This window comes from Cupriavidus basilensis OR16, from assembly GCF_000243095.1.
Taxonomy (GTDB): domain Bacteria; phylum Pseudomonadota; class Gammaproteobacteria; order Burkholderiales; family Burkholderiaceae; genus Cupriavidus; species Cupriavidus basilensis_D.
The window spans coordinates 42,770-62,929 of record NZ_AHJE01000126.1 but is presented as its reverse complement, the minus strand read 5'-3'; the positions used below and the strand labels follow the sequence as shown (position 1 = coordinate 62,929).

Below are 20,160 nucleotides of genomic sequence, written 5' to 3'. Positions count from 1 at the left end.
CGATGTGGTGGGATGTAGACGATAGGCACCATGCTAAGAATAGGTTCGCTGCAATAGAACGAATTTGTTGGCGCAAGCTTGCACGCCCAGCGACTAATGCGGCCGCCGCATATGCTTGTGCGCAGGCGGTGGCCGATGGCCCGCTGGGTTAAGATCGCCGCTTTCCGCTCCGGTCAGATCGATGCAAGCGCAGGCAGTCACCGCCCCACGGCGGGTGGATATCGTGGTGTACCCCGGCTTCAAGGCCATGGAGGCGATCGGCCCGATGACGGTGTTCGACTACGCCAATGTGCGGCTGGCCCAGCTCGGGCAGCCGCCGGCTTATGCGACGCGCGTGGTGGCGCTGGAGGCCGGCCCGGTGCGCTCCGACACCTTGATGACGCTGGAGGCCACGGCGCGGCTCGATCCCGTGTTGCTGCCAGATATCGCGGTGATCGTCGGCGCGCGCGACATCGAGCGGGCCATGGGCGATGCCGAGGGCATCGTGCCGTGGGCGCGTGCGGTGGCGCCACGCATCGGAAGGCTGATTGCGCTGTGTTCGGGCACCTTCTTTCTCGCGGCGGCGGGCGTGCTGGACGGGCGCCGCGCCACCACGCACTGGAGCGTGGCTACGTTGCTGCGCCAGCGTTTTCCGGCCGTGGAAGTGGATGCGGATGCCATCTTTATCCGCCAGGGCAACCTGTGGACGTCCGCCGGCGTGACCGCCGGCATCGACCTGGCGCTGGCCGTGGTGGAAGAGGATCTTGGCCGGGACCTGGCCCTATACCTGGCGCGTGAGCTGGTGGTCTACCTCAAGCGTCCAGGGGGGCAATCGCAGTACAGCCTGCACCTGGCCAGTCAGGCGACCAGCCACGCCGGCATCCGCGGGGTGCAGGACTGGATCCTGTCTGACCTCGCGCACGATTTCACGCTGGAGGAAATGGCGGGGCGGGTGGCGATGAGCGAGCGCAACTTCCGGCGCGTGTTCGCGCGGGAGGCGGGTACCAGCCCGATGGCGTTCATCGAGTCGGCGCGCATAGAAGGGGCGCGGCTGCTGCTGGAGCAGGGCGAACTACCGCTCAAGGCCGTTGCGGCGCGCACTGGCTTCGGGTCGGATGAAGGGCTGCGGCGCGCGTTCCTGCGTCAGTTGGGTATCACGCCGCGCGAGTACCGCGAGCGGTTTGGGGCCGTGCGGCAGTAGCGCGGGCCTTACTGGCTTACTACTGGCTTACTGGTTGCCTGCGGCAGGCGATGCCGCCGCGGAGGGCGCATTGGCGTGAAGGCCAGGATCCTGGCTCGCCGGGGTATCGGCGCCTGCGCCACCGGCGCCGTTCTGCGTGCTGTCTTGCGAGCGCTGGCGGCCCCGGCCGCGGCCGCCGCCACCGCCACGCCCGCTGGTCCCCGCCGGCGCGGCGTGGTTCTGGCGCAGTTCCTGGTTGATGCTGTCCACTGTGCGTGGCGAAGGCGTCATGCGCGCGAAGTTGCTCTGGATCGCGTTCATGGCTTCGTCGCCGCCGGCGGGCGAGCCCTGCGCAAAGGCGGCGCAGGAGAGCAGTAACGTAGCCGCCACGGGAACCAGGCGGAAAGTGCGGGCGCTGCGGGTCATCGTGCTGTCCTTCGGGGTGTTCTACTCCAGGTCCTGCCCGATACGCCATAGCACGCCGGATGGATCCAGCAGCACGAAATCCCGCATCTTCCATGGCTGGTCCTGCGGCGGTATCAGCCTCACGCCGTAGCGCCCGGCGAGGTCCTGCGCGTTGACCTTGTCCCACCAGGCCCCGAGGTCCTCCACCAGCAGGTGCATCATCAGGTTCTCGGCCAGGTCCCGCACGTAGAAATTCTGCAGCATGAAGCTGCACGACCCGTGATGCAGGTAGGCCAGGCTGTCGTCGCTCCACGGCATGACGAAGCCAAGGTCCTGGTAGAACTGTTTGGATAGCGCAAAATCCCGGGCGGGCACGAAGGCCTTGAGTTCGATAGCGGACAGGTTGCTCATGGTATGGGTGCCTCAGCGGCGCGGTTCAGAGCTGCGCCGCGTGATGCCGGATATGGTTTTCCATCAAGGTCGAGATGAAGTAATAGCCGTGATCGTAACCCTCGTGCCGGCGCAGCAGCAGCGGCTGCCCGACCGCGGCGCACGCGGCCTCGAACACCTCCGGATACAGCTGCTCGGCGAGGAATTTGTCGGCCAGGCCCTGGTCGACCAGGATGCCGCGCGGGAAGGGCGCCGTTGCCTGGCGGGCCATCAGCGCGGAGGCATCGTGCTGCGCCCAACTGGCGCGATCCTCACCCAGGTAGCGGCTGAAGGCCTTCTCGCCCCAGGGGCAACGCGAGGGCGCGGCGATTGGCGCAAACGCCGACACCGAACGGAAGCGCCCGGGGTGACGCTGCGCCAGCACCAGCGCGCCATGGCCGCCCATGGAGTGGCCGAACACGCCAACCCGCTGCGGGTCCGCCGGCAGGGCCGTGGTGACCAGGCCGAACAGCTCCTGCGTCACGTAGCTTTCCATGCGCCAGTACTGGCTCCACGGTGCCTGGGTGGCGTCCAGGTAGAAGCCCGCCCCCGCGCCGAAATCCCACGACTCGGCCTCGCCGGCAACGCCGGTGTCGCGCGGGCTGGTATCCGGCGCCACCAGGATCAGGCCGTGCTCGGCGGCATGGCGCTGGGCGCCGGCCTTGATCATGAAGGTTTCATCGGTACAGGTCAGGCCGGCCAGGTAGAACAGCGCGGGCAGGCGCTGCTCGGGCTGCACCAGCGCCTGCGCGGGCAGGAACACGGAGAACCGCATCGGCAGGCCGATGGTGGCCGATGCATGGCGATAGAAGCGCTGCACGCCGCCGAAGCAGCCGTGCTCGGAGAGGAGCTCGATCATGGCCGGCCTCAGTACAACACTACCGAGCGGATCGACTCGCCGCGCTTCATCAGGTCGAAGCCCTCGTTGATGCGCTCCAGCGGCAGCGTGTGGGTGATCAGGTCGTCGATGTTGAGCTTGCCTTCCATGTACCAGTCGACGATCTTCGGCACGTCGGTGCGGCCACGCGCGCCGCCGAAGGCCGAGCCCTTCCATTCGCGCCCGGTCACCAGCTGGAACGGACGGGTGGAGATTTCCGCGCCGGCCTCGGCCACGCCGATGATGATGGACTTGCCCCAGCCCTTGTGGCAGCACTCCAGCGCCTGGCGCATGACCTTGGTGTTGCCGATGCACTCGAACGAGTAGTCGGCGCCGCCATCGGTGAGCTGCACGATATGGTCCACCACGTTCTCGACTTCGTTCGGGTTGATGAAGTGGGTCATGCCGAACTTGCGGGCCATGGCCTCGCGGCCGGGGTTCAGGTCCACGCCGATGATCTTGTCGGCGCCCACCATCCTGGCCGCCTGGATCACGTTCAGGCCAATGCCGCCGAGGCCGAACACCACCACATTCGCGCCGGCTTCTACCTTGGCGGTAAACAGCACCGCGCCCACGCCGGTGGTCACGCCGCAGCCGATGTAGCAAACCTTGTCGAACGGCGCGTCCGGGCGGATCTTGGCCAGCGCGATCTCCGGCACCACGATGTGGTTGGCGAAGGTGGACGTGCCCATGTAATGGAAAATCGGCTTGCCATCGATGGAAAAGCGCGAGGTGCCGTCGGGCATCAGGCCTCTGCCCTGCGTGCTGCGGATGGCCTGGCACAGGTTGGTCTTGCGCGACAGGCAGAACTTGCACTGGCGGCATTCCGGCGTGTAGAGGGGAATCACGTGGTCGCCCGGCTTGAGCGAGGTCACGCCCGGGCCCACGCCGGTGACGATGCCGGCGCCTTCGTGGCCCAGGATGGCCGGGAAGATGCCCTCCGGATCGGCGCCCGACAGTGTGTAGTAGTCGGTATGGCAAATACCGGTGGCCTTGATCTCCACCAGCACTTCGCCGGCACGCGGGCCGTCCAGGTCCACTTCTTCCACGGTCAGCGGGGCACCGGCCTTCCAGGCGATGGCGGCTTTGGTCTTCATGATGGTTTTAAAATCGAGGGTTGGCAGGCCGGGCCGGTTGACCGGACCGGCGCCCGCAGCTTAAATGCCGGTTCCGCCCACGCGCCGCCCAAGCTCAATGTCCTTGCCATATTGCCTGCCCGTCCCGCTCAAAATCCGCAAGGACCGGGCATGAGTGACGAAGCCGGCTCCGCCTCCCGCGCCCCCCGCGCCTCGCCCGTACAACGCGCGCTCTGGATCCTGCGTGCCCTGTCGGACCCGCAAGTGCGCCGCCTGTCGGACGTGGCGCGCGCCACTGGGCTAGACCCGGCCACCGCGTCGCGCCTGCTGGAGTTGCTGGTGGCCGAAGGCTTCGTCGCCCGCGATACCAGCCGGCGCTTTGGCATCGGCCCGGAGATTTTTCAGCTGGCCGACGTGGCCCAGCGCCGGGTCGATCTGCGGGCGCTGGCGCGGCCGAGCCTGGAGCGGCTGGTGGAGGAGTTCGAGGATAGCGCCGTGCTGACGCTGGCCAGCCGTGGCGAATCGGTAGTGGCGGATATCGAACTGGGCACATTCCCGATCCGCGCCAACTATGTCGAGATCGGCACGCGCCGCCCGCTGGGCGTTGGCGCGGGCAGCCTGGCAGTGCTGGCCTGGATGCCGGAAGCCGAGCGCGCCGCGCGGGCCCGGCTCGGCAAGGTGCAGCGCGCACGTTACCCGCGCCTTACGCCGGCGGTTATCGAAGCGCAGATCGAGGCTGCCCGCGCGTGCGGCTATGCCTTGTTCCTGGATTGGGTGGTCGACAAGATGGGCGGCATCGCCGTGCCCTTGCTCGACTACGAAGGCCGCCCGCTGGGCGCGCTGAGCGTGGCGGCGCTCAGCGAGCGGATCCTGTCGCGCGAGGCGAAGATGGCGCGGCGGCTAAAGGAGGAGGCGCGGCGCGTTACCAGTGCGTGGGCGCGCCGGGCGTTGGAGGGGTAGCTTGTTCGTGGGGTTGGCCGTGCGGATTTGAGCCGGCCGCGCGTCAAGGCATGTCGAATTGATCCGCTGGCTTGCTCTGATCCAGCTCCGGCAGGCCCGCGGAATACATGACCGCCCAGTTGTCCGGACCTAGCGCGCCATCGCGGCAGGGCAAGCTGGCGATGCGCTTCTGGTCTTTCTCGACTACCAGCCCTTCTTTCTCCCAACCCTTGCCGATGCCGGCGTAGACCACGTAGTCGTAGCCATCATTGGAGAACCTGAAGTAATCGGTGCCACCGCCGGAGTACGAGGTGACACCCCAGCGGAAGTGCTTGCGCGGATCATCGGTGAGTTTCGGGTACGCCAGTTCGACAGCGCCTTTTTTGCCAAAGCGGTACTGCACATACCCCCTTGTCTTGGACAGATCCGGCGAAGCGCAGAGCGATACAAGCTTGTTGCCCTTGACCGTGCAGGAGAACGCAACCTGTTCGTCCTTCGCGCACAGCGAGTCGCGTGCCGTTGCCGTCAGCGAGAACATCGAAAGCAGCAGGGCGCCGAAGACGCGATGCGGGTGGGGCATGAATGACTCCAGCGGGCTCAGGCGAGCAGGACAGCTTGATCGAGTGCGACGAATTCGCAGCCGTAGTGGTGTACCACATCATCGGCTGTGTTCACCAGTTGGTAACGTACCACGCGAACACTGAGCTCGAGCCTGGCCAGCGTGCCGAAGCTGAGGATGCCCTTGGGGAGCACCGTCCCGACGGCCAGCGCGGTCGCTCCCTGCGTGCGTGCGCGCAATCCCACGCCGGAAGCCGACAGGTCGGCGATGTCCAGGCTGAGCCCTGTGCCGTCAGGCAGCTCGGTCTCGAACGTGTAATTGTAATCCAGCGTCTGCGCCCGGTAGTCCCACCGCCGCTGCACTTGCGACAGCTGATCCGGGAAAGGCACCGCGAACGCGGTGGTGCCGGCGAACTGGCAGCGGTTCGCGGCGGCGAGGGGGAGTGTGATCGATACATCATCGAGCACGGTCGCAAGCTCGCTTTGCGCGCTGGCCAGTACCGCTTGGTTGTCTGACTCGCTCCCGCATCCCTCGAGCGTAAACATGTGCGCAGCCGCGTCCACGAACAATACCCTTGTGCGCAGGCAGCGCCCATCCGGCAAGCGCAAGTCGAGGTATCGCTCCTGCCTAGCCAGGACATCCAGCATCTCGCGGATCTCATCCTCGAGCGCGTGCTGGAACCCATCCGGTGACGGTGGGTTAATCGAAGCGGGATCAAGTCTATTCATGGATTGGTGTGGCTCGCAGGCGGAGGCGAGCGCAAGCATGGCCGCTAAACATTGCCTAACGGCAGGATTGCGCAGATCTTTAATCCGGCCGAGAGAGGCAAGGCACCGCATGGTGGCGGCCGTAAATAAAGGGGGGTAAGTGGGCGGCGGATGCCTCAAGAACCTGTTCGGCAATGCCGTTAGAGCCGTGGGCATGCAACGCATGATAGAAGGCCGCCGCGAAGCGGGATGCGGGATGCGGGATGCGTCGTCCGATCCGATACCTTGGTTCTTTAATACCTAAATACCTTGAGTGAGTTAGTTGCGATGAACCGTAGCGCTAGCGCCGCAGTTTTGCTGGGCCACCCGGCACCACGACCATGGCCTCGAAAGCCATAGGCGCGTCCTTGCCGTTTCCATTGGCGTCGAACGGCGATATCGAGCGGATCAGCGATCCGGGCCAGGTTCTTGAGATCCTGCAGGATCTGCTGCGCCAGCGCATCCGGGTTCATCTCCATCCTGCGCGGCAGTGCCGGGTGGCCTCGAGTTTCCTGTTTATCGATCCATCCAAGGGCACCTGCGTGCTCGCCTGGTGCCGCGATGGTGTGGAACTGGAGGCAATCCTGAACGCCAGCGACATCGCGGCCTCGGCATCGATGGGCGACATCACGTTCCAGTTCCGCATCGCATCGGCCGCCGTCACCCGTTTTGATGGCGGCCCGGCGTTTCTCGCTCCGTACCCGACCGGGATCTACCAGGTCCCGCGCCGCAGGCATTTCCGCGTCCGCCCGCAGGCGGAAAAACAGTGCCGCTGCCAGATCTTGTTAAGCGACGGCCAGTTCGTGGAGATGGACGTGGCTGACGTGTCGGTGTCCGGCGTGGGCTTGCGCTCGCGCAGTGTCGGCCCGCAGCGGTTGCCGGTCGGGACCTGGATCGCCGAATGCCACCTGGACCTTGGCGAGCTGGGCGGGTTGAACCTGGCGCTGCAGGTGGTGCGGCATCGAAAGGCCTGGCGCGGCAACGAGGCGCACCATCATTTTGGCTGCCACTTTGGCCAGGTGGATGTCCAGGCGGCGAAGTGGCTGCAGCGCGTGGTGTTTGCGCTGGAGCTGGCCGGGCGTGAATAGACAGGTCGCCCGGCATCACTGTGGCCCTGGCTGAACATCATCGCCCCTCGGCGGCATTGCGCACAAAGCGCTGCTCTGTCACCACAAAGCGCTGCTCTGTCACGGCGGCCCCCCATTGCTCGCCTGGCGCCTCCTGCGCAAGTTGAAACCCGTGGGACTCATAGAGATGGCGCGCCGCGTCGAGGCCCTTGAACGTCCACAGGTAGGTTTGCCGGTAGCGTGAATCCGCGAAATCCAGCGCGCGTTCGAGCAACTGGCGGCCGATGCCGGTGCCGCGCAAGGTGTTGTCGACGATAAACCAGCGCAGGTGGGCCAGGCCGCTCGCCGGGTCGCCATCGATGGCAATGCTGGCCAGCGACCGGCCGCCCTCCAGGCATAGCCACAGTTGCCTGTCTGGCGATGGCAGGCTGGTCGCGAAGCCGGCCAGCTCGGTGGCCACCTTGTGTTCGAAGAAGCTGCCGAAGCCCGCCAGTTGCGAATAGAAGCGGGCATGCAGGCTGGCGATGTCGCCGATGCAGCCCGGCCGGTAGCCTTCCTGGATGCCGCTGTCTACGCTGGCATCGTCCCCGGCGGGCTTTTGCGCGTTGTCGGCGGCAAGCGCATCCGCATAGATCGACAGGGACCGGACCAGCGCTTGCTGGTCGGCCGGGGTCAGCCGGCGCAATGCGCTGGAGACCTGTTCTGTGGCAAAGCCGTCGATCTGGTGGTGCAGGTGCTTGCCGGCGTCGGTCAGGTTCAGATGGAACGAGCGCGCATCATCGGCCGCGGCCCTGCGTGCCACGAGACCCAACGATTCGAGCTTGGCGAGCTGCCGGCTCGTATTGGACTTGTCCAGCCGCAGGATGCCGGCCAGGTCGCGGGCCTGCAGCCCCGGCGCCAGCCCGATCTCGATGATGGCGTGCACGGCGGAGGGTGCAAGCTGGCTATCGGCCAGCGTGGTCCGCATGAAGCCGAGTTCGCGGACCAGCTTTCTGGAGAAGATCCTGAGCGCGGCGATGGTGGCATCACGCGACTCGGACAGGGGCTCGACGATATCCATGGCGGTTCCTTTTGTTGCGCCTCGCAACCATATTAGTTGCGCCTCGCAAGTTTTTCAAGGACCCCAGCCGAGGGGTCTGCCTACGCCGGTCCGCGTAGCAATGGGGTCAAGGCCTGCGGCACCTCGACCTCGAACCGCAGCACCGCGCTGGCCAGCGCCTTGCCGTAGTTGTCCAGCGCCAGGCTGCGCGACACGCCGCCCCCCAGCGCGCCGTGTGCGACGAAGTTGAGCACTTGCAGGCCATCGGCCTCGAACCGATCGACCTTGCCGGTGACCACGCCGCCATAGAACGCCTTGAAGGCCTCCGCGGTGAGCTGCGCCTTGATATGCGGATAGAACGCGGGTTCGTAGGCAATCACCGAAGTGTTCGAGATATCGCCCTTGTCGCCGGACCGGGTATGCGCCACGCGCCTGAGCTGAACTTTCATGTCATGTGCCTCGCAGCGAATCAAAGGAAATGGATCTCGGAGCTGACCTGCGCGCGCGGCACCAGGGCCGACCACACACCGATGATCTCGCGCGTGCGCTCCTGGTGCGGCACGCGCTTGCCGGTGGAGGCCAGGCCGCACACGGCCATGCTGTCGATCTCGCGGCCGACCTTGGCGGCTTCGGCGCGGGTGAGGGTGCGCGCGGCTACGCGCACGGCGATCTCGTTGGGCTCGCAGGCCGGGGCCGGGGAGGCTTCGCCGTGGATGGCGTTGACGCCGAGGAAATCGATGCGCAGCGCTTGCGCGTCCAGCCCGGCCAGCTGGAAGCGGTGCGCCAGGATGGTTTTGGCCAGCCGCGCCTTTTCCAGGCAGCCGGGGCCGGCGTAGAAGAACATGTCCTCGCCGATAAAGCCTTCCGTGCAACCCAGCGATACCTTGAGCGTGGGCGTGCGCGCCGATCCGCTGATACCGCTCACGCGCACCTGGTCGGGTGCAACCTGCTCCAGTTGCGCCGTGGTGAAGTCCACCACCACGTCCGGCGTGATGTAGCGGCGCGGGTCGTGCACCTCGTAGAACATCTGCTCCTTGACCGTCTGCAGGTCGATGCGCCCGCCGGTGCCGGCCACCTTGGAAATCACGGCCGTACCGCTCGCATCCACCTCGGCAATGGGGAAGGCCAGGTTCCACGGCTCGGGCACGTCCTTGTAGCCCGGATCGCCAAAATAGCCGCCGGTCACCTGCGCGCCGCATTCCAGCAAATGGCCGATGGCGCTGCCGCGCGCGAGCAAGGCGGTATCTTCAGGCTGCCATCCGAACGCGTGCATCATCGGCGCGAGAAACAGCGAGGGGTCGGCCACGCGGCCCGTCACCACGATCTGCGCGCCGGCTTGCAGCGCGCGCACGATCGGCTCCGCGCCCTCGTACGGCTCGGCCGAGATCAGCGAGCCACGCAGGGTAGCGATGGGCGCGCCGGTCTCCAGGATCTCCAGGGGCTGGTCGCAGATGGTGCCGGTCAGGTCGGTGGTGGTGACGGCCGCGATCTTCACGCCGGGCAGGCCCAGCTCATGGCATAGCTGCGCGATGCGCCGCGCCGCGCCCAGCGGATTGATCCAGCCCTGGTTGCTGACGATGCGCGTGCCATTGGCGATGCAGTGCGGCAATACCGCGCGCATGCGTTCGTCGAGATAGGTGTCGTAGCCTTCGAAAGCGGGGTCGCGGCGCTTTCGCACCTGCGCGGCGGAGACGGTGGCCTCGGCCATGGTTTCGAAGCAAAGGAAATCGAGCTTGCCGTGCTGCGCGCTGAGCGCAGCGGGTTCCACGCGGTCGCCCCACCAGCCGGAGCCGGAGCCGATGCGCAGGGTTTTGGTTGCCATGACGGGGTCCTGGGTTGGTTGGGTTGCGCTCAACGGGCCTACTGGGCCTGGATGCCGGCGCTCTTGATCACGCGCGACCATTTCTCGGTATCGGCGTGGATCACCGCGGCGAAGGCGGCGGGGGAGTCGCCGCCCGGCACCGCGCCGAGTTGCTCGATGCGTTGCTTGACCTCTGGCGTGGCCAGGATCCTGGCCACGGTTTGCTGCAGGCGGGCCACCAGCGTGGCCGGCGTGCCGGCCGGGACCAGCAGGCCGAACCACGAATTCACCACGTAGCCGGGCAGGCCGGATTCCGCCACGGTGGGCACATCCGGCAGGATGGGCGAGCGCTGCGGGCTGGTCACCGCCAGCGCGCGCACCTTGCCGGCCTGGATTTGCGCCAGCGCCGAGGGCAGGTTGTCATACATGAGGTTGACCTGGCCCGCCAGCAGGTCAGTCATCGCGGGCGCCGCGCCCTTGTAGGGCACGTGCTGCATCTTCACGCCAGCCATGCTGTCGAGCAATTCGCCGGACAGGTGCGGCGAGCCGCCGGTGCTGGTGGAGGCGTAATTGAGACTGCCGGGGCGCTGCCTGGCCAGCGCGATGAGTTCGGCCACGGATTTGACCGGCAGCGTGGCATTGGTCAGCAGCACGTTGGGCGAGTTGGCGACCAGCGTGACCGGCGCGAAGTCCTTGGCCGAGTCGTAAGGCATGCGCGCATAGATGAACTGGTTGGTGACCTGGGTGCCGAGCGTGCCCATCAGCAGCGTGTAGCCGTCCGGCGCGGCCTTGGCCACGGCTTCGGCGCCGATGTTGCCGCCCGCGCCGTGGGGTAGTTGTCCGCTGCCAGTGCTGGCAGCGCGAACTGGGCGCACAGGGCGGCGCAGGCCGTGGCGGCCAGGCGGAGGGTGGCGCGTCGCTGCATCGTTGTCTCCTCGCAGGTGCTGCCATGGCGGCAGTACCCGGTGGTTGTGCTGCTTGCGCGGGTGCGCCGCAGTATTTCGTTCAATGAACTATTTTTGGAAGATCTTATGCATGGGCCAGTTTGCAGGTCAAACAAAGGCCATGAATTTTCATTGAATGAAATTTCGATGCATCGCCAGACGGCTTCACGGTCCTGGTCCCGATGCCTCGCGGGTGGTGGCATGCGACCTTGCCGCGGACAAGCTTGCCGTTGAACGGGAGATGGGCGCCACCGATTGCCTCAAGGCTGGGCCATGTCGATGCGGTGGCGCAGGTCCGAGCAACGACAGCCGGCGGCGTGCATCACGCGCGGGAGCTGGCGGGTTTGGCGCGCGCCGGCGTTCGTCTACCGCATCACGCGGCGTGGTGGGGCACGGCCCTGACGGCCGGTGCTGGCGGGTAGTTGCGCTCAGTAGCCTTGATACCCTTGATAGCCCTGGTATCCCTGGTATCCCTGGTATCCCTGGTATTGCGGCTGAGGCGCCTGCTGATAGTAAACGGGCGCTGGCTGCGGTGCGCATGGTACGTACGCGCGGTCGTAATCCCGGTAGCAGTATCCCGGCGGGGGGCCATAAGCCGGCTGGGGCGGGGCGGCTACGACGACCGGCTGGCTGGCTACGGCGGTGCCGATGACGGCCAGCCCGACCAGTGCGCCGATGGCCAGCGCTACGGCGCCAGCCGAACCGCCACCGCCGTGGTAGCCGCCATCGTGGTAGCGGTCGCGCGCCGAGGCAGGCCCCGCGGCCAGCATTGCGGCGGCGACCAGGCCTGCGCCGATGACGCGGGTGACACGATGGGTGTTGCGCATGACTGACTCCTTGTTGCTGCCCTGGGGCAGCTTGTGATGGCCAGCGAGACCGGCTAGCCATGACGTCATCTTAGGGGGCAGGTGTCTGCGCAGATCCTGGTCGCGGTTAGCAGATGTAACGCCAACTCCGCGACGATCACGGGGTTCAGGGTGCCGGACGCGGTGGCGACGACGGCGGCGGCGGCGGCACCGCGTCGTCGCCCGGGGCTGCCTGCGGCGGCGGTGCCTTCTTGTGATGGTGCTTGTGCTTAGGCTTCTTGTGCCGCGCCGGCTGAGGCGGCATGGGGGTTGCCGTGGCGCGCTCGCCTTGCGCCCGCTGTGGCTGCGGCGGCGCAAGCTGGGCGTGCGAGATGCTGCTGATGGCAAGGGCGGCGACCAGGGCGGCCGCCTTCAGGCTGTGGATTCCGGGGTTCATCAACACTCCTCGTTAAATAATCCGTCACAACAGTCACAATTATCCGGCGCGCTGTGGCGGGTGGCGCAAGACTAAGCCTGACTCGTTTATCGCCTTTGCAGTCCGGTGAATCGGGGCGCCAACTCAGGCGCCACCCCGGTCGCCGGGCACCCGCGCCATGCCGGCACCGGACGCCGACGGCGCCGTCGCGGCCTGGCCTTCATGCTGCCGGCCAAGCCACCATCCCAGCCAGGCCCATCCCAGCGCCAGCGCGGCGCCGGTCAGCGCCACCACGGCCGGGTGGCCGGAAAGCGCGTCGATGGCGGTCTTGAACCAGGCACTGACGGCATCGCCGGCGCGATAGACCGCGGTGTCGATCACATTCTTGGCCTTGTACTTGGTCTCGGCATCCACCACGGTAAACAGCATCTCGCGCCCCGGGCGCAGCAAGGCATATTCCCCCACGCGGCGCAGAATCATCACGCCGGCCAGCACGCCGAACGCTGGCCATAACGCCAGCACCAGGAAGCTCGCCGCCACCGCCAGCGGCACCGCCGTGAGCAGTGAGGCCACGCCATAGCGCCGGGCGATGCGGCCCGACAGGAACACCTGCACCACGATGGTCAGCGCCTGCACGATGGCGTCGATGGCGCTGAACACCTGGGTCTGCTGCGTGCGGCTGGGGAAGGCCTGCGCTACCAGCCTGGCCTGCTCGAAGTAGAGAAAGGTGCTGGCCGTGGCCAGCAGGACCACGAACAGGCTGATGCCAAGCAGGTAGCGCGACCGTGCCACCAGCGTGAGCCCGGCCCAGAGCCCGCCACCGATGGGCCGGGCGGGGTCTTGCGCCGGCACCGGGTCGCCGGCCATCGGCACGCCCGCGCCGGCGCGCTTGCGCCAGCCGAACAAGTACCCCACGCCCGGCAGCGTGGCCGCCAGCAGGGCGGCCGACAGCACCATCAGCCCGGTCAGGCCAATGCGCGTCACCAGCCAGCCGCCTAGCAGCGGGCCGGCCAGGCCGCCCGCGCTGGCGCCCGCGGCCAGCAGGCCGAACAGCCGGCGCGCCTGGCCGGGACGGAACACGTCCGCCATCAGGCTCCACGCCACCGACACCACGAACAGGTTGAATACCGACAGCCAGACATAAAACACCCGCGCCAGCCAGATGCTGTCCGGCGCGCCGCGTGTCGCCACGGCGAAGCCCAGCAGGTTGGCGATAAAGAACGCATAGACCCAAGGCACGAAGCGCCGGCGGGGCAGCCGCGCGCTGCACAAGCCGTAGAACGGAATGGCCACCAGCATCACCACGAAGGTGGCGGTAAACAGCCATTGCAGGTTTTGCACGCCGCCGGCGATGCCCATGGTTTCTCGCACCGGGCGCAACATGAAGTAGCTGGCGAACAGGCAGAAGAAGAACAGGAAGCCAGCCGCTACGGCGCGGCCTTCGCCGGGCTGGATGCCAAGCCCGTGCCGGGTGGCGTGCGTGGTGTTTGCAGGGGCTGCCACGCTGGGCTCAGGCCGCCAGCAGCGCGGCAATGCGCTCGCGCTGGCGCGCGTCGGGCATATGGCCAAGGCCCGCGCCCAGATTGTCCTGCATGTTGCGGGGCTTGGCGGTGGCGGGGATTGCCGCCGTCACCGCAGTGTGGCTGACGATGAATTTCAGGAAGATCTGGCCCCAGGACGCGCAGTCGATCTCGCCTGCCCAGGGCGGCAGCGGCCGGTCCTTGACGGCGCGGAACAGGCGCCCATCCTGGAACGGGCGATTGACCAGCACGGCTACGCCGCGTTCCTGGCACAGCGGCAGCAGCGTGCGCTCGGCATTGCGCTCGGCGAGCGAGTAGTTCAGTTGCACGAAGTCCAGGCGTTCGCTGCGCACGATCTGCGCCAGCGCGTCATGGGCATCCTCGCGGTAGTGGGTGATGCCGACATAGCGTGTCTTGCCCTGTTCCTTCAACTGGCGCGCGTAGCGCAAGTTGTCACGCCAATCGATCAGGTTGTGGACTTGCAGCAGATCAACGGTATCGCTGTGCAGGTCGCGCAGCGACTGTGCCCATTGCGCTTGCGCCGAACTGCCAGCCGAGGTGGAGATCTTGGTGGCCAGGAACACCTTGCCGCGGGCATTGGCGTCGCGCAGCAGGTCGCCGGTGACGCCTTGCGCGCTGCCGTAGCTGGGCGCAGTGTCGATCACCGAGCCGGGTGTTTGCAGCAGCAGGGCCAGGACCTCGGCCAGCGGGGCACGCTCGCTGCGCTCAGTCCCCACATCAAAGGTATTGGCCGTGCCCATGCCGATCACCGGCAGGGTTTCGCGGCCACCGGGCAGCGCTCGGCGCAACGGCCCGGTGCGCCCGGCGCCGCGAGCGCGCTGGCAGGCAAGGCGCCGCAGGCCACGCCGAGCGCGGCGGCCAGGCCTGCGCTGCAGGCAAGGAAGCGGCGTCGATCGGATGACATGGCGATCTCCTTGCTGATGGGCTCGGATCCTGGCCACCGCGGCAGCGGCAAGCAGTGCGGCATTTCGCCACTGCCCGGCCGGGTGCGGCGTGGCTGGCTTAAGCTGGTGGACCCGAACCGGGTCATCTTCTCACAAATCACAGACAGGAATCCCGCCGCCATGGTCGCACTTCTGCTTGCCTGCATCTACCTGCTGCTCGCTGGCGTTCACGTCTACTGGGCGCTGGGTGGCGGCCTGGGCAAGGACGCGGCGGTTCCCCGCCTGCCGCGCAAGGCCAGCGCCGGCGCGCCGGGGCCAGCGGAGCCGGCCATGGTCCCCGCCTTCACGCCCACGCGTACCGGCACGCTGCTGGTGGCCGCCGTGCTGGCGGCGGTGGCCTTGATGGTGGGGGCGCGCGCAGGACTGGCCACGGCGCCTTGCACCGGGCCGGTCCTGCGGTGGGCCATCGGTCTCGTCGCGCTAGCGATGCTGGCCAGGGCGGTGGGCGATTTTCGGCTGGTCGGTTTTTTCAAGCGCGTCACGGGATCGCCGTTCGCCTGGCTGGATACGCGGGTCTATTCGCCGCTGTGCCTGGCGTTGTCCGCCGGCCTGGCGTACGTGGTGATCCTCTCGCCCTGAGCGTTGCCGCGCTCCCGGCAGCCGCGCGCGCCGCATCGCAAAACCCCCGATTGCAAAATGAAGCCGAGCGTCTGACAATGCCCTGCATCAGAGGCCGGGCGCTGCCGCCACGGCCCATCCGGCGGGCCGGGCGGGCAACGAAACACGGGAGACGGGAGACCACGATGCGCACCCAGGTCGCGATCATCGGCGCCGGGCCGGCAGGCCTGCTGCTGGGGCATCTGCTGCTTCGCGCCGGCATCGATGCCGTGGTCATGGAGGACCGCAGCCGCCAGCACGTGGAGCAACGCATCCGGGCCGGTGTGCTGGAGCAAGGGACGGTCGACCTGCTGGTCGCATCCGGCGTGGGCGAGCGCCTGCTGCGCCAGGGTCTGCGCCACCATGGCATCGACCTGCTGTTCGACGCTCGCCGCCACCACATCGACCTGTCCGGGCCAACCGGAGGCCGCGCCATTACCGTGTACGGCCAGCACGAGGTGGTCAAGGACCTGATCGCCGCGCGCCTGGCCGCTGGCGCGCCCACCTTGTTCCAGGTCAGCGGCGTGGCCCTGCATGGCTTTGACGGCAACAAGCCCAGCGTCACGTTTGCGCACGGTGGCCGGCGCCACACGCTGCATTGCGATTTCATCGCCGGCTGCGATGGTTTCCATGGGGTCTCGCGCGAGGCAATTCCGCCGGCTGCGCTGCAGGTGTTCGAGCGCAGCTATCCGTTTGCGTGGCTGGGCATCCTGGCCGAGGCCGCGCCCGCCGCGCAGGAACTGATCTACGCCAGCCATGCGCGTGGCTTCGCGCTGTTCTCGATGCGCTCGCCGCAGATCACGCGGCTCTACCTGCAATGCCGCCCCGACGAGGATCTCGGCCAGTGGCCCGATGCACGGATCTGGCAGGAACTGCACGCCCGCCTGGAAACCGGCGACGGCTGGCGGCTCAACGAGGGCCCCGTGCTGCAGAAGAGTGTGACGCCGATGCGCAGCCACGTGGTGGAGCCCATGCAATATGGCCGGCTGTTCCTGGCCGGCGATGCCGCCCATATCGTGCCGCCCACCGGCGCCAAGGGCATGAACCTGGCTGTTGCCGATGTGCGCGCGCTTGCGCGGGCGTTGGCCGCGCACTACGGCGAGCGCCGCGACGACCTGCTGGCCGCATACTCCGTCACTTGCCTGCGGCGGGTCTGGCGCGCCGAGCATTTCTCCTGGTGGATGACCGCGTTGCTGCATCGCTTTCCCGGCCAGGCTCCGTTCATGGCGCGGCTGCAGCAAGCCGAGCTTGAATACGTTACCGCTTCGCCCGCCGCCGCCGCGACCCTCGCGGAGAACTATGTCGGGCTGCCATTCGCCACCTTCGAGGGCACATGAGCGCCCATCGCGAACGAACCACGGGAGATGTCATGACAAAGCTGGGTTGCCCGCCACCGAGGCCGGGGGAGGGCCGGCGATGACCGCCAGTTTCCTCGGGGTGCTGTTCGACGGGCTCGCCTACGGCTGCCTGCTGTTCCTGATCAGCGTAGGGCTGTCGGTGACCATGGGCCTGATGAATTTCGTCAACCTGGCCCACGGCGCGTTCGCCATGTTCGGCGGCTACGTGGCGGTGGTGCTGATGACCCGGGCCGGCGTGCCGTTCCTGGCGACGCTGCCGCTAGCCTTCGTGGGCGCCGCGGCGGTGGGCTGGGTGCTGGAACGCACCCTGTACCGCCGCCTGTACCGTGCCAGCCATCTCGACCAGGTCCTGTTCTCGATCGGGCTGACCTTCATGGCGATCGCGGGGGCCACCTACGTGTTCGGGCCGGGACAGCAGCCGGTGGCGCTACCCGCCTTCCTGCTGGGCCAGGTGCGCGTGGCGGGCCTGGACCTTGGGGCCTATCGCCTGTTCCTGATCGGCGTGGTGGTGGTCATCACCGCGGCGCTGGGCTGGCTGGTGGCGCGCACGCGCTTTGGCGCGCAGGTGCGCGCGGCGGTGGACAACCAGCAAGCGGCGCGCGGCCTGGGCATCAATGTGGAGCGGGTCTTCAGCCTGACCTTCGCGCTTGGGTCCGGGCTGGCCGGGCTTGGCGGCGGGCTGGGCATCGACGTGCTGGGACTCGATCCCTCGTTCCCGCTCAAGTACATGGTGTACTTCCTGCTAGTGGTGGCGGTGGGCGGCGCGGGCACCATCCGCGGGCCGCTGGTGGCGGCGCTGCTGCTGGGCGTGGCCGATGTAGCCGGCAAGTATTACGTGCCGGCGGTAGGCGCCTTTGTCATCTATGCGCTGATGGTGCTGCTGCTGGTGCTGTTCCCGGCCGGTCTCTACGGGAGGCGGGCATGAGCGCGGCGGACGAGGTACCGGATCGCGCGAGCGTGCGGCGCGCCCATTTGCCCGACGGGCGCTGGCGGGATGGCGAGATTGCCTTCTGGCTGGTGCCGGTGGCGGTGTTCTTCCTGCTGCCCGGCTACCTGATCCTCGGCAGCCAGGTGCTGATCACCGGGCTCTTCGCGTTGTCATTGGATTTGCTGCTGGGCTACGCCGGCATTGTCTCGCTGGGGCATGCGGCCTTCTTCGGGCTTGGCGCCTACACTGCCGGGCTGCTGGCCGCGCATGGCTGGGGCGAGCCGCTGTCGGGCTTGCTCGCGGCCGGCGCGGTGGCTGGGCTGGCGGGCTGGCTGGCGAGCTTCCTGGTGGCGCGCGGCAGCGACCTGACGCGGCTCATGGTCACGCTGGGCATCGGGCTGATGCTGTTCGAGGCGGCCAACAAGGCGGCCTTCCTTACCGGTGGCGTGGATGGCCTGTCGGGGGTCACCATGGCGCCGTTGCTCGGCTGGTTCGAGTTCGACCTGTTCGGCAAGACCGCCTACCTGTACAGCCTGGTGGTCACGTTCCTGTTGTTCGTGCTGGTGCGCAGGCTGGTGGCTTCGCCCTTCGGGCTGTCGCTGCGCGGCATGCGCGAGGGCGCTCGCCGCATGCCCGCGCTGGGCGTGAACGTGCCGCGCCGCCTGGGCGCGGTGTTCGCCGTGGCGGCGGCGCTGGCCGGCGTCGCCGGCGGCCTGCTGGCGCAGACCACGCAGTTCGTCGGCATGGACGTGCTGGGCTTTCCGCGTTCGGCGGAGCTGCTGGTGATGCTGGTGCTGGGCGGCGCTGGCCGGCTGTACGGTGCCTTGCTGGGCGCCGCCGTGTTCATGATCGCCCAGGATGTGCTGGCGGGGATCAATCCGGTGTACTGGCAATTCTGGATTGGCCTGCTGCTGGTGGTGATCGTCCTGTTCGCGCGCGGCGGCCTGATGGGCGCGCTGGATGCCTTGCGCAACGGCATGCGCCGCAAGCCGGGAGGAGGCGGGACATGACAAGGCTGCTGCGTACCGAGGGGCTGTCCAAGTCCTGGGGCGGGTTTGCCGCCAACAGCGATATCTCCCTGCAGTTCCCGCCGGGTGCCCGGCATGCGCTGATCGGGCCCAATGGCGCGGGCAAGACCACCTTCATCAACCTGCTGACGGGCACCTTGCCGGCCAGCAGCGGCAGCATCTGGCTGGACGACGAGGACATCACGCAACTGCCCCAGCACGCGCGGGTGCGGCGCGGCATGACCCGCACCTTCCAGATCAACACCTTGTTCCCCGGCCTGACGGTGCTGGAATCCGTGTTGCTCGCGGTGGCCGAGCGCAGCGGCGCCACGCTTGTCTGGCATCGCACCGTGGCCTCGCAGCGCTCGCTGGCGGACGAGGCCATGGCGGTACTGGCCAGCCTGCGCCTGGACGCCGAGGCCGATACCGAGACGCGCAGCCTGCCGTACGGCAAGCAGCGTTTGCTGGAAATCGCGCTGGCGCTGGCCACCCGGCCCGCCATCCTGCTGCTGGACGAGCCCGCTGCGGGCATTCCGGCCGGGGAGAGCGCCGAGTTGTTCGGCGTGATCGCCGGCCTGCCGCGCGACATCACCATCCTGTTCATCGAGCACGACATGGACCTGGTATTTCGCTTTGCCGAGCGCATCACCGTGCTGGTGGGCGGCCGCGTGCTGACCGAGGGCACGCCGGCGGAGATCGGCGCCGATCCTCGTGTGAGAGAGGTGTACCTGGGGGAGGCCGCGCATGACTGAACTGCTGCGGGCACAGGGGCTGTGCGCGGGCTATGGCGATGCCGTGGTGCTGGACGGCATCGACCTGGCGCTGGAGGCCGGCGATAGCCTGGCCCTGCTGGGCCGCAACGGCGTGGGCAAGAGCACGCTCCTGATGACGCTGATGGGCCTGACCCGGCTGCGGCGTGGCAGCCTGTCCTGGCAAGGGCGCGACCTGGCGCGGCTGGCCGCGCATCAGCGCGCCGCCGCCGGCCTGGGATGGGTGCCGCAGGAGCGCTGCATGTTTGCGTCGCTGACCGTGGAGGAGCACCTGACAGCGGTGGCGCGACCCGGGCACTGGAACGTGGCGCGCGTCTACGAAGTCTTTCCCCGGCTGCGCGAGCGCCGCGCGAACCTGGGTAACCAGTTGTCCGGGGGCGAACAGCAGATGCTGGCGATTGCCAGGGCGCTCATGGTAAACCCGGTCCTGCTGTTACTCGACGAACCGATGGAAGGATTGGCGCCTATTATTGTTCAGGAATTGCAGCACGTGATCCGCCGCCTGATCGAGGAAGGCGGCATGGCTGTGATTGTGGTGGAGCAGCACGCTCGCCTGGCGCTTGGCATGACCCGGCGCGCGATGGTGCTCGACCGCGGCAGGGTCGTGCATGAGTCGACCAGCACGGAGTTGCTGGCGGACAAGGGCAGGCTGGACAGGTTGCTGACGGTTGCGTGAACCCTGCCCCGGTATGGTCAAGCGGGGTTAGGGCGAGGGTTGGCGAATGTTGGCGGTCGTTGGCGGCAACCCCGCTC

The 20,160-nt window shown here is 67.7% G+C and carries 24 protein-coding genes; 9 read left to right on the top strand and 15 right to left on the bottom strand.

Features of this window, described 5'->3' with window-relative positions; all coding sequences use genetic code 11:
- The first annotated feature begins 181 nt into the window (after positions 1–181).
- Entirely contained in the window at positions 182–1,180 is a 999-nt protein-coding gene (locus tag OR16_RS34195; RefSeq protein WP_043422187.1) for a GlxA family transcriptional regulator, read from the top strand.
- A 27-nt stretch (positions 1,181–1,207) separates the two neighbouring features.
- On the opposite strand, the gene OR16_RS34190 is transcribed toward OR16_RS34195, so the two are convergent.
- The 4 genes from OR16_RS34190 to OR16_RS34175 are packed head-to-tail and all read right to left on the bottom strand — an operon-like array spanning position 1,208 to position 3,967.
- Entirely contained in the window at positions 1,208–1,585 is a 378-nt protein-coding gene (locus OR16_RS34190) for a hypothetical protein (protein WP_006163441.1), read from the bottom strand.
- Positions 1,586–1,606: 21 nt separating this feature from the next.
- A complete protein-coding gene (locus OR16_RS34185) occupies positions 1,607–1,975 on the bottom strand; it encodes a VOC family protein (RefSeq protein ID WP_006163440.1) in 369 nt (122 codons plus the stop codon).
- Positions 1,976–2,000: 25 nt separating this feature from the next.
- Positions 2,001–2,849, bottom strand: coding sequence for an S-formylglutathione hydrolase (gene fghA / locus OR16_RS34180; RefSeq protein ID WP_192816477.1), 849 nt, complete (start codon positions 2,847–2,849; stop codon positions 2,001–2,003).
- An 11-nt stretch (positions 2,850–2,860) separates the two neighbouring features.
- On the bottom strand, positions 2,861–3,967 hold the full coding sequence (locus tag OR16_RS34175) for an S-(hydroxymethyl)glutathione dehydrogenase/class III alcohol dehydrogenase (protein ID WP_006163438.1): 1,107 nt from the start codon (positions 3,965–3,967) through the stop codon (positions 2,861–2,863).
- A gap of 150 nt (positions 3,968–4,117) precedes the next feature.
- On the opposite strand from OR16_RS34175, the gene OR16_RS34170 reads away from it, so the two are divergent.
- Positions 4,118–4,906, top strand: coding sequence for an IclR family transcriptional regulator (locus tag OR16_RS34170; protein ID WP_006163437.1), 789 nt, complete (start codon positions 4,118–4,120; stop codon positions 4,904–4,906).
- Positions 4,907–4,949: 43 nt separating this feature from the next.
- On the opposite strand, the gene OR16_RS34165 is transcribed toward OR16_RS34170, so the two are convergent.
- On the bottom strand, positions 4,950–5,465 hold the full coding sequence (locus OR16_RS34165; protein WP_006163436.1) for a hypothetical protein: 516 nt from the start codon (positions 5,463–5,465) through the stop codon (positions 4,950–4,952).
- Between the two features lie 17 nt (positions 5,466–5,482).
- Positions 5,483–6,172 (bottom strand): flagellar brake protein, encoded by a 690-nt coding sequence (locus OR16_RS34160; RefSeq protein ID WP_158001402.1) that lies wholly within the window; start codon positions 6,170–6,172, stop codon positions 5,483–5,485.
- A 386-nt stretch (positions 6,173–6,558) separates the two neighbouring features.
- Here OR16_RS34160 and OR16_RS34155 point away from each other — a divergent pair, with 386 nt between their 5' ends.
- Positions 6,559–7,278, top strand: coding sequence for a flagellar brake protein (locus tag OR16_RS34155; RefSeq protein ID WP_158001401.1), 720 nt, complete (start codon positions 6,559–6,561; stop codon positions 7,276–7,278).
- A gap of 37 nt (positions 7,279–7,315) precedes the next feature.
- On the opposite strand, the gene OR16_RS34150 is transcribed toward OR16_RS34155, so the two are convergent.
- From OR16_RS34150 to OR16_RS44705, 9 genes are all read right to left on the bottom strand, one after another.
- The gene (locus OR16_RS34150) at positions 7,316–8,317 is read right to left on the bottom strand and encodes a bifunctional helix-turn-helix transcriptional regulator/GNAT family N-acetyltransferase (RefSeq protein WP_006163433.1); all 1,002 of its coding nucleotides are present in this window, start codon (positions 8,315–8,317) and stop codon (positions 7,316–7,318) included.
- 80 nt (positions 8,318–8,397) lie between these two features.
- Positions 8,398–8,745: an AtuA-related protein gene (locus OR16_RS34145; protein ID WP_006163432.1), complete on the bottom strand. Its 348-nt coding sequence runs from the start codon at positions 8,743–8,745 to the stop codon at positions 8,398–8,400.
- A gap of 20 nt (positions 8,746–8,765) precedes the next feature.
- Entirely contained in the window at positions 8,766–10,118 is a 1,353-nt protein-coding gene (locus OR16_RS34140) for an acyclic terpene utilization AtuA family protein (RefSeq protein WP_006163431.1), read from the bottom strand.
- Positions 10,119–10,156: 38 nt separating this feature from the next.
- Entirely contained in the window at positions 10,157–10,972 is an 816-nt protein-coding gene (locus tag OR16_RS34135; RefSeq protein WP_006163430.1) for a Bug family tripartite tricarboxylate transporter substrate binding protein, read from the bottom strand.
- A gap of 497 nt (positions 10,973–11,469) precedes the next feature.
- Positions 11,470–11,868: a hypothetical protein gene (locus tag OR16_RS34130; RefSeq protein WP_006163429.1), complete on the bottom strand. Its 399-nt coding sequence runs from the start codon at positions 11,866–11,868 to the stop codon at positions 11,470–11,472.
- 145 nt (positions 11,869–12,013) lie between these two features.
- A complete protein-coding gene (locus OR16_RS34125) occupies positions 12,014–12,283 on the bottom strand; it encodes a hypothetical protein (protein WP_006163428.1) in 270 nt (89 codons plus the stop codon).
- Positions 12,284–12,406: 123 nt separating this feature from the next.
- Positions 12,407–13,765 (bottom strand): NTP/NDP exchange transporter, encoded by a 1,359-nt coding sequence (locus OR16_RS34120; RefSeq protein WP_043422185.1) that lies wholly within the window; start codon positions 13,763–13,765, stop codon positions 12,407–12,409.
- Positions 13,766–13,772: 7 nt separating this feature from the next.
- Positions 13,773–14,543 carry an aldo/keto reductase gene (locus OR16_RS34115; RefSeq protein WP_237717322.1) on the bottom strand — a complete coding sequence of 257 codons (771 nt, stop codon included), beginning with the start codon at positions 14,541–14,543 and terminating at the stop codon, positions 13,773–13,775.
- A 5-nt stretch (positions 14,544–14,548) separates the two neighbouring features.
- Entirely contained in the window at positions 14,549–14,707 is a 159-nt protein-coding gene (locus OR16_RS44705) for a hypothetical protein (RefSeq protein WP_006163425.1), read from the bottom strand.
- Between OR16_RS44705 and OR16_RS34110 the strand changes: the two genes are divergently transcribed.
- The 6 genes from OR16_RS34110 to OR16_RS34085 all read left to right on the top strand — a co-directional run bounded on the left by OR16_RS34110 (position 14,706) and on the right by OR16_RS34085 (position 20,083).
- Positions 14,706–15,326 carry a DUF3995 domain-containing protein gene (locus OR16_RS34110; protein WP_006163424.1) on the top strand — a complete coding sequence of 207 codons (621 nt, stop codon included), beginning with the start codon at positions 14,706–14,708 and terminating at the stop codon, positions 15,324–15,326. The genes OR16_RS44705 and OR16_RS34110 overlap by 2 nt on opposite strands.
- Positions 15,327–15,490: 164 nt before the next feature.
- Positions 15,491–16,681 (top strand): 4-hydroxybenzoate 3-monooxygenase, encoded by a 1,191-nt coding sequence (gene pobA / locus OR16_RS34105; protein ID WP_006163423.1) that lies wholly within the window; start codon positions 15,491–15,493, stop codon positions 16,679–16,681.
- 79 nt (positions 16,682–16,760) lie between these two features.
- Positions 16,761–17,627, top strand: coding sequence for a branched-chain amino acid ABC transporter permease (locus OR16_RS34100; RefSeq protein WP_006163422.1), 867 nt, complete (start codon positions 16,761–16,763; stop codon positions 17,625–17,627).
- Positions 17,624–18,640, top strand: coding sequence for a branched-chain amino acid ABC transporter permease (locus OR16_RS34095; RefSeq protein ID WP_006163421.1), 1,017 nt, complete (start codon positions 17,624–17,626; stop codon positions 18,638–18,640). The genes OR16_RS34100 and OR16_RS34095 overlap by 4 nt, the downstream gene beginning before the upstream one ends.
- On the top strand, positions 18,637–19,389 hold the full coding sequence (locus OR16_RS34090) for an ABC transporter ATP-binding protein (RefSeq protein ID WP_006163420.1): 753 nt from the start codon (positions 18,637–18,639) through the stop codon (positions 19,387–19,389). The genes OR16_RS34095 and OR16_RS34090 overlap by 4 nt, the downstream gene beginning before the upstream one ends.
- Positions 19,382–20,083 carry an ABC transporter ATP-binding protein gene (locus OR16_RS34085; RefSeq protein ID WP_006163419.1) on the top strand — a complete coding sequence of 234 codons (702 nt, stop codon included), beginning with the start codon at positions 19,382–19,384 and terminating at the stop codon, positions 20,081–20,083. The genes OR16_RS34090 and OR16_RS34085 overlap by 8 nt, the downstream gene beginning before the upstream one ends.
- Positions 20,084–20,160 lie beyond the last annotated feature (77 nt).

Excerpts from the sequence above, each read along its gene's own strand:
- OR16_RS34195 (WP_043422187.1), top strand. The coding sequence starts at position 182 with ATGCAAGCGCAGGCAGTCACCGCCCCACGGCGGGTGGATATCGTGGTG.
- OR16_RS34190 (WP_006163441.1), bottom strand. The coding sequence starts at position 1,585 with ATGACCCGCAGCGCCCGCACTTTCCGCCTGGTTCCCGTGGCGGCTACG.
- OR16_RS34185 (WP_006163440.1), bottom strand. The coding sequence starts at position 1,975 with ATGAGCAACCTGTCCGCTATCGAACTCAAGGCCTTCGTGCCCGCCCGG.
- OR16_RS34175 (WP_006163438.1), bottom strand. The coding sequence starts at position 3,967 with ATGAAGACCAAAGCCGCCATCGCCTGGAAGGCCGGTGCCCCGCTGACC.
- OR16_RS34170 (WP_006163437.1), top strand. The coding sequence starts at position 4,118 with ATGAGTGACGAAGCCGGCTCCGCCTCCCGCGCCCCCCGCGCCTCGCCC.
- OR16_RS34165 (WP_006163436.1), bottom strand. The coding sequence starts at position 5,465 with ATGCCCCACCCGCATCGCGTCTTCGGCGCCCTGCTGCTTTCGATGTTC.
- OR16_RS34160 (WP_158001402.1), bottom strand. The coding sequence starts at position 6,172 with ATGAATAGACTTGATCCCGCTTCGATTAACCCACCGTCACCGGATGGG.
- OR16_RS34150 (WP_006163433.1), bottom strand. The coding sequence starts at position 8,317 with ATGGATATCGTCGAGCCCCTGTCCGAGTCGCGTGATGCCACCATCGCC.
- OR16_RS34145 (WP_006163432.1), bottom strand. The coding sequence starts at position 8,745 with ATGAAAGTTCAGCTCAGGCGCGTGGCGCATACCCGGTCCGGCGACAAG.
- OR16_RS34140 (WP_006163431.1), bottom strand. The coding sequence starts at position 10,118 with ATGGCAACCAAAACCCTGCGCATCGGCTCCGGCTCCGGCTGGTGGGGC.
- OR16_RS34130 (WP_006163429.1), bottom strand. The coding sequence starts at position 11,868 with ATGCGCAACACCCATCGTGTCACCCGCGTCATCGGCGCAGGCCTGGTC.
- OR16_RS34125 (WP_006163428.1), bottom strand. The coding sequence starts at position 12,283 with ATGAACCCCGGAATCCACAGCCTGAAGGCGGCCGCCCTGGTCGCCGCC.
- OR16_RS34115 (WP_237717322.1), bottom strand. The coding sequence starts at position 14,543 with ATGGGCACGGCCAATACCTTTGATGTGGGGACTGAGCGCAGCGAGCGT.
- OR16_RS34110 (WP_006163424.1), top strand. The coding sequence starts at position 14,706 with ATGGCGATCTCCTTGCTGATGGGCTCGGATCCTGGCCACCGCGGCAGC.
- OR16_RS44705 (WP_006163425.1), bottom strand. The coding sequence starts at position 14,707 with ATGTCATCCGATCGACGCCGCTTCCTTGCCTGCAGCGCAGGCCTGGCC.
- pobA (WP_006163423.1), top strand. The coding sequence starts at position 15,491 with ATGCGCACCCAGGTCGCGATCATCGGCGCCGGGCCGGCAGGCCTGCTG.
- OR16_RS34100 (WP_006163422.1), top strand. The coding sequence starts at position 16,761 with ATGACCGCCAGTTTCCTCGGGGTGCTGTTCGACGGGCTCGCCTACGGC.
- OR16_RS34095 (WP_006163421.1), top strand. The coding sequence starts at position 17,624 with ATGAGCGCGGCGGACGAGGTACCGGATCGCGCGAGCGTGCGGCGCGCC.
- OR16_RS34090 (WP_006163420.1), top strand. The coding sequence starts at position 18,637 with ATGACAAGGCTGCTGCGTACCGAGGGGCTGTCCAAGTCCTGGGGCGGG.
- OR16_RS34085 (WP_006163419.1), top strand. The coding sequence starts at position 19,382 with ATGACTGAACTGCTGCGGGCACAGGGGCTGTGCGCGGGCTATGGCGAT.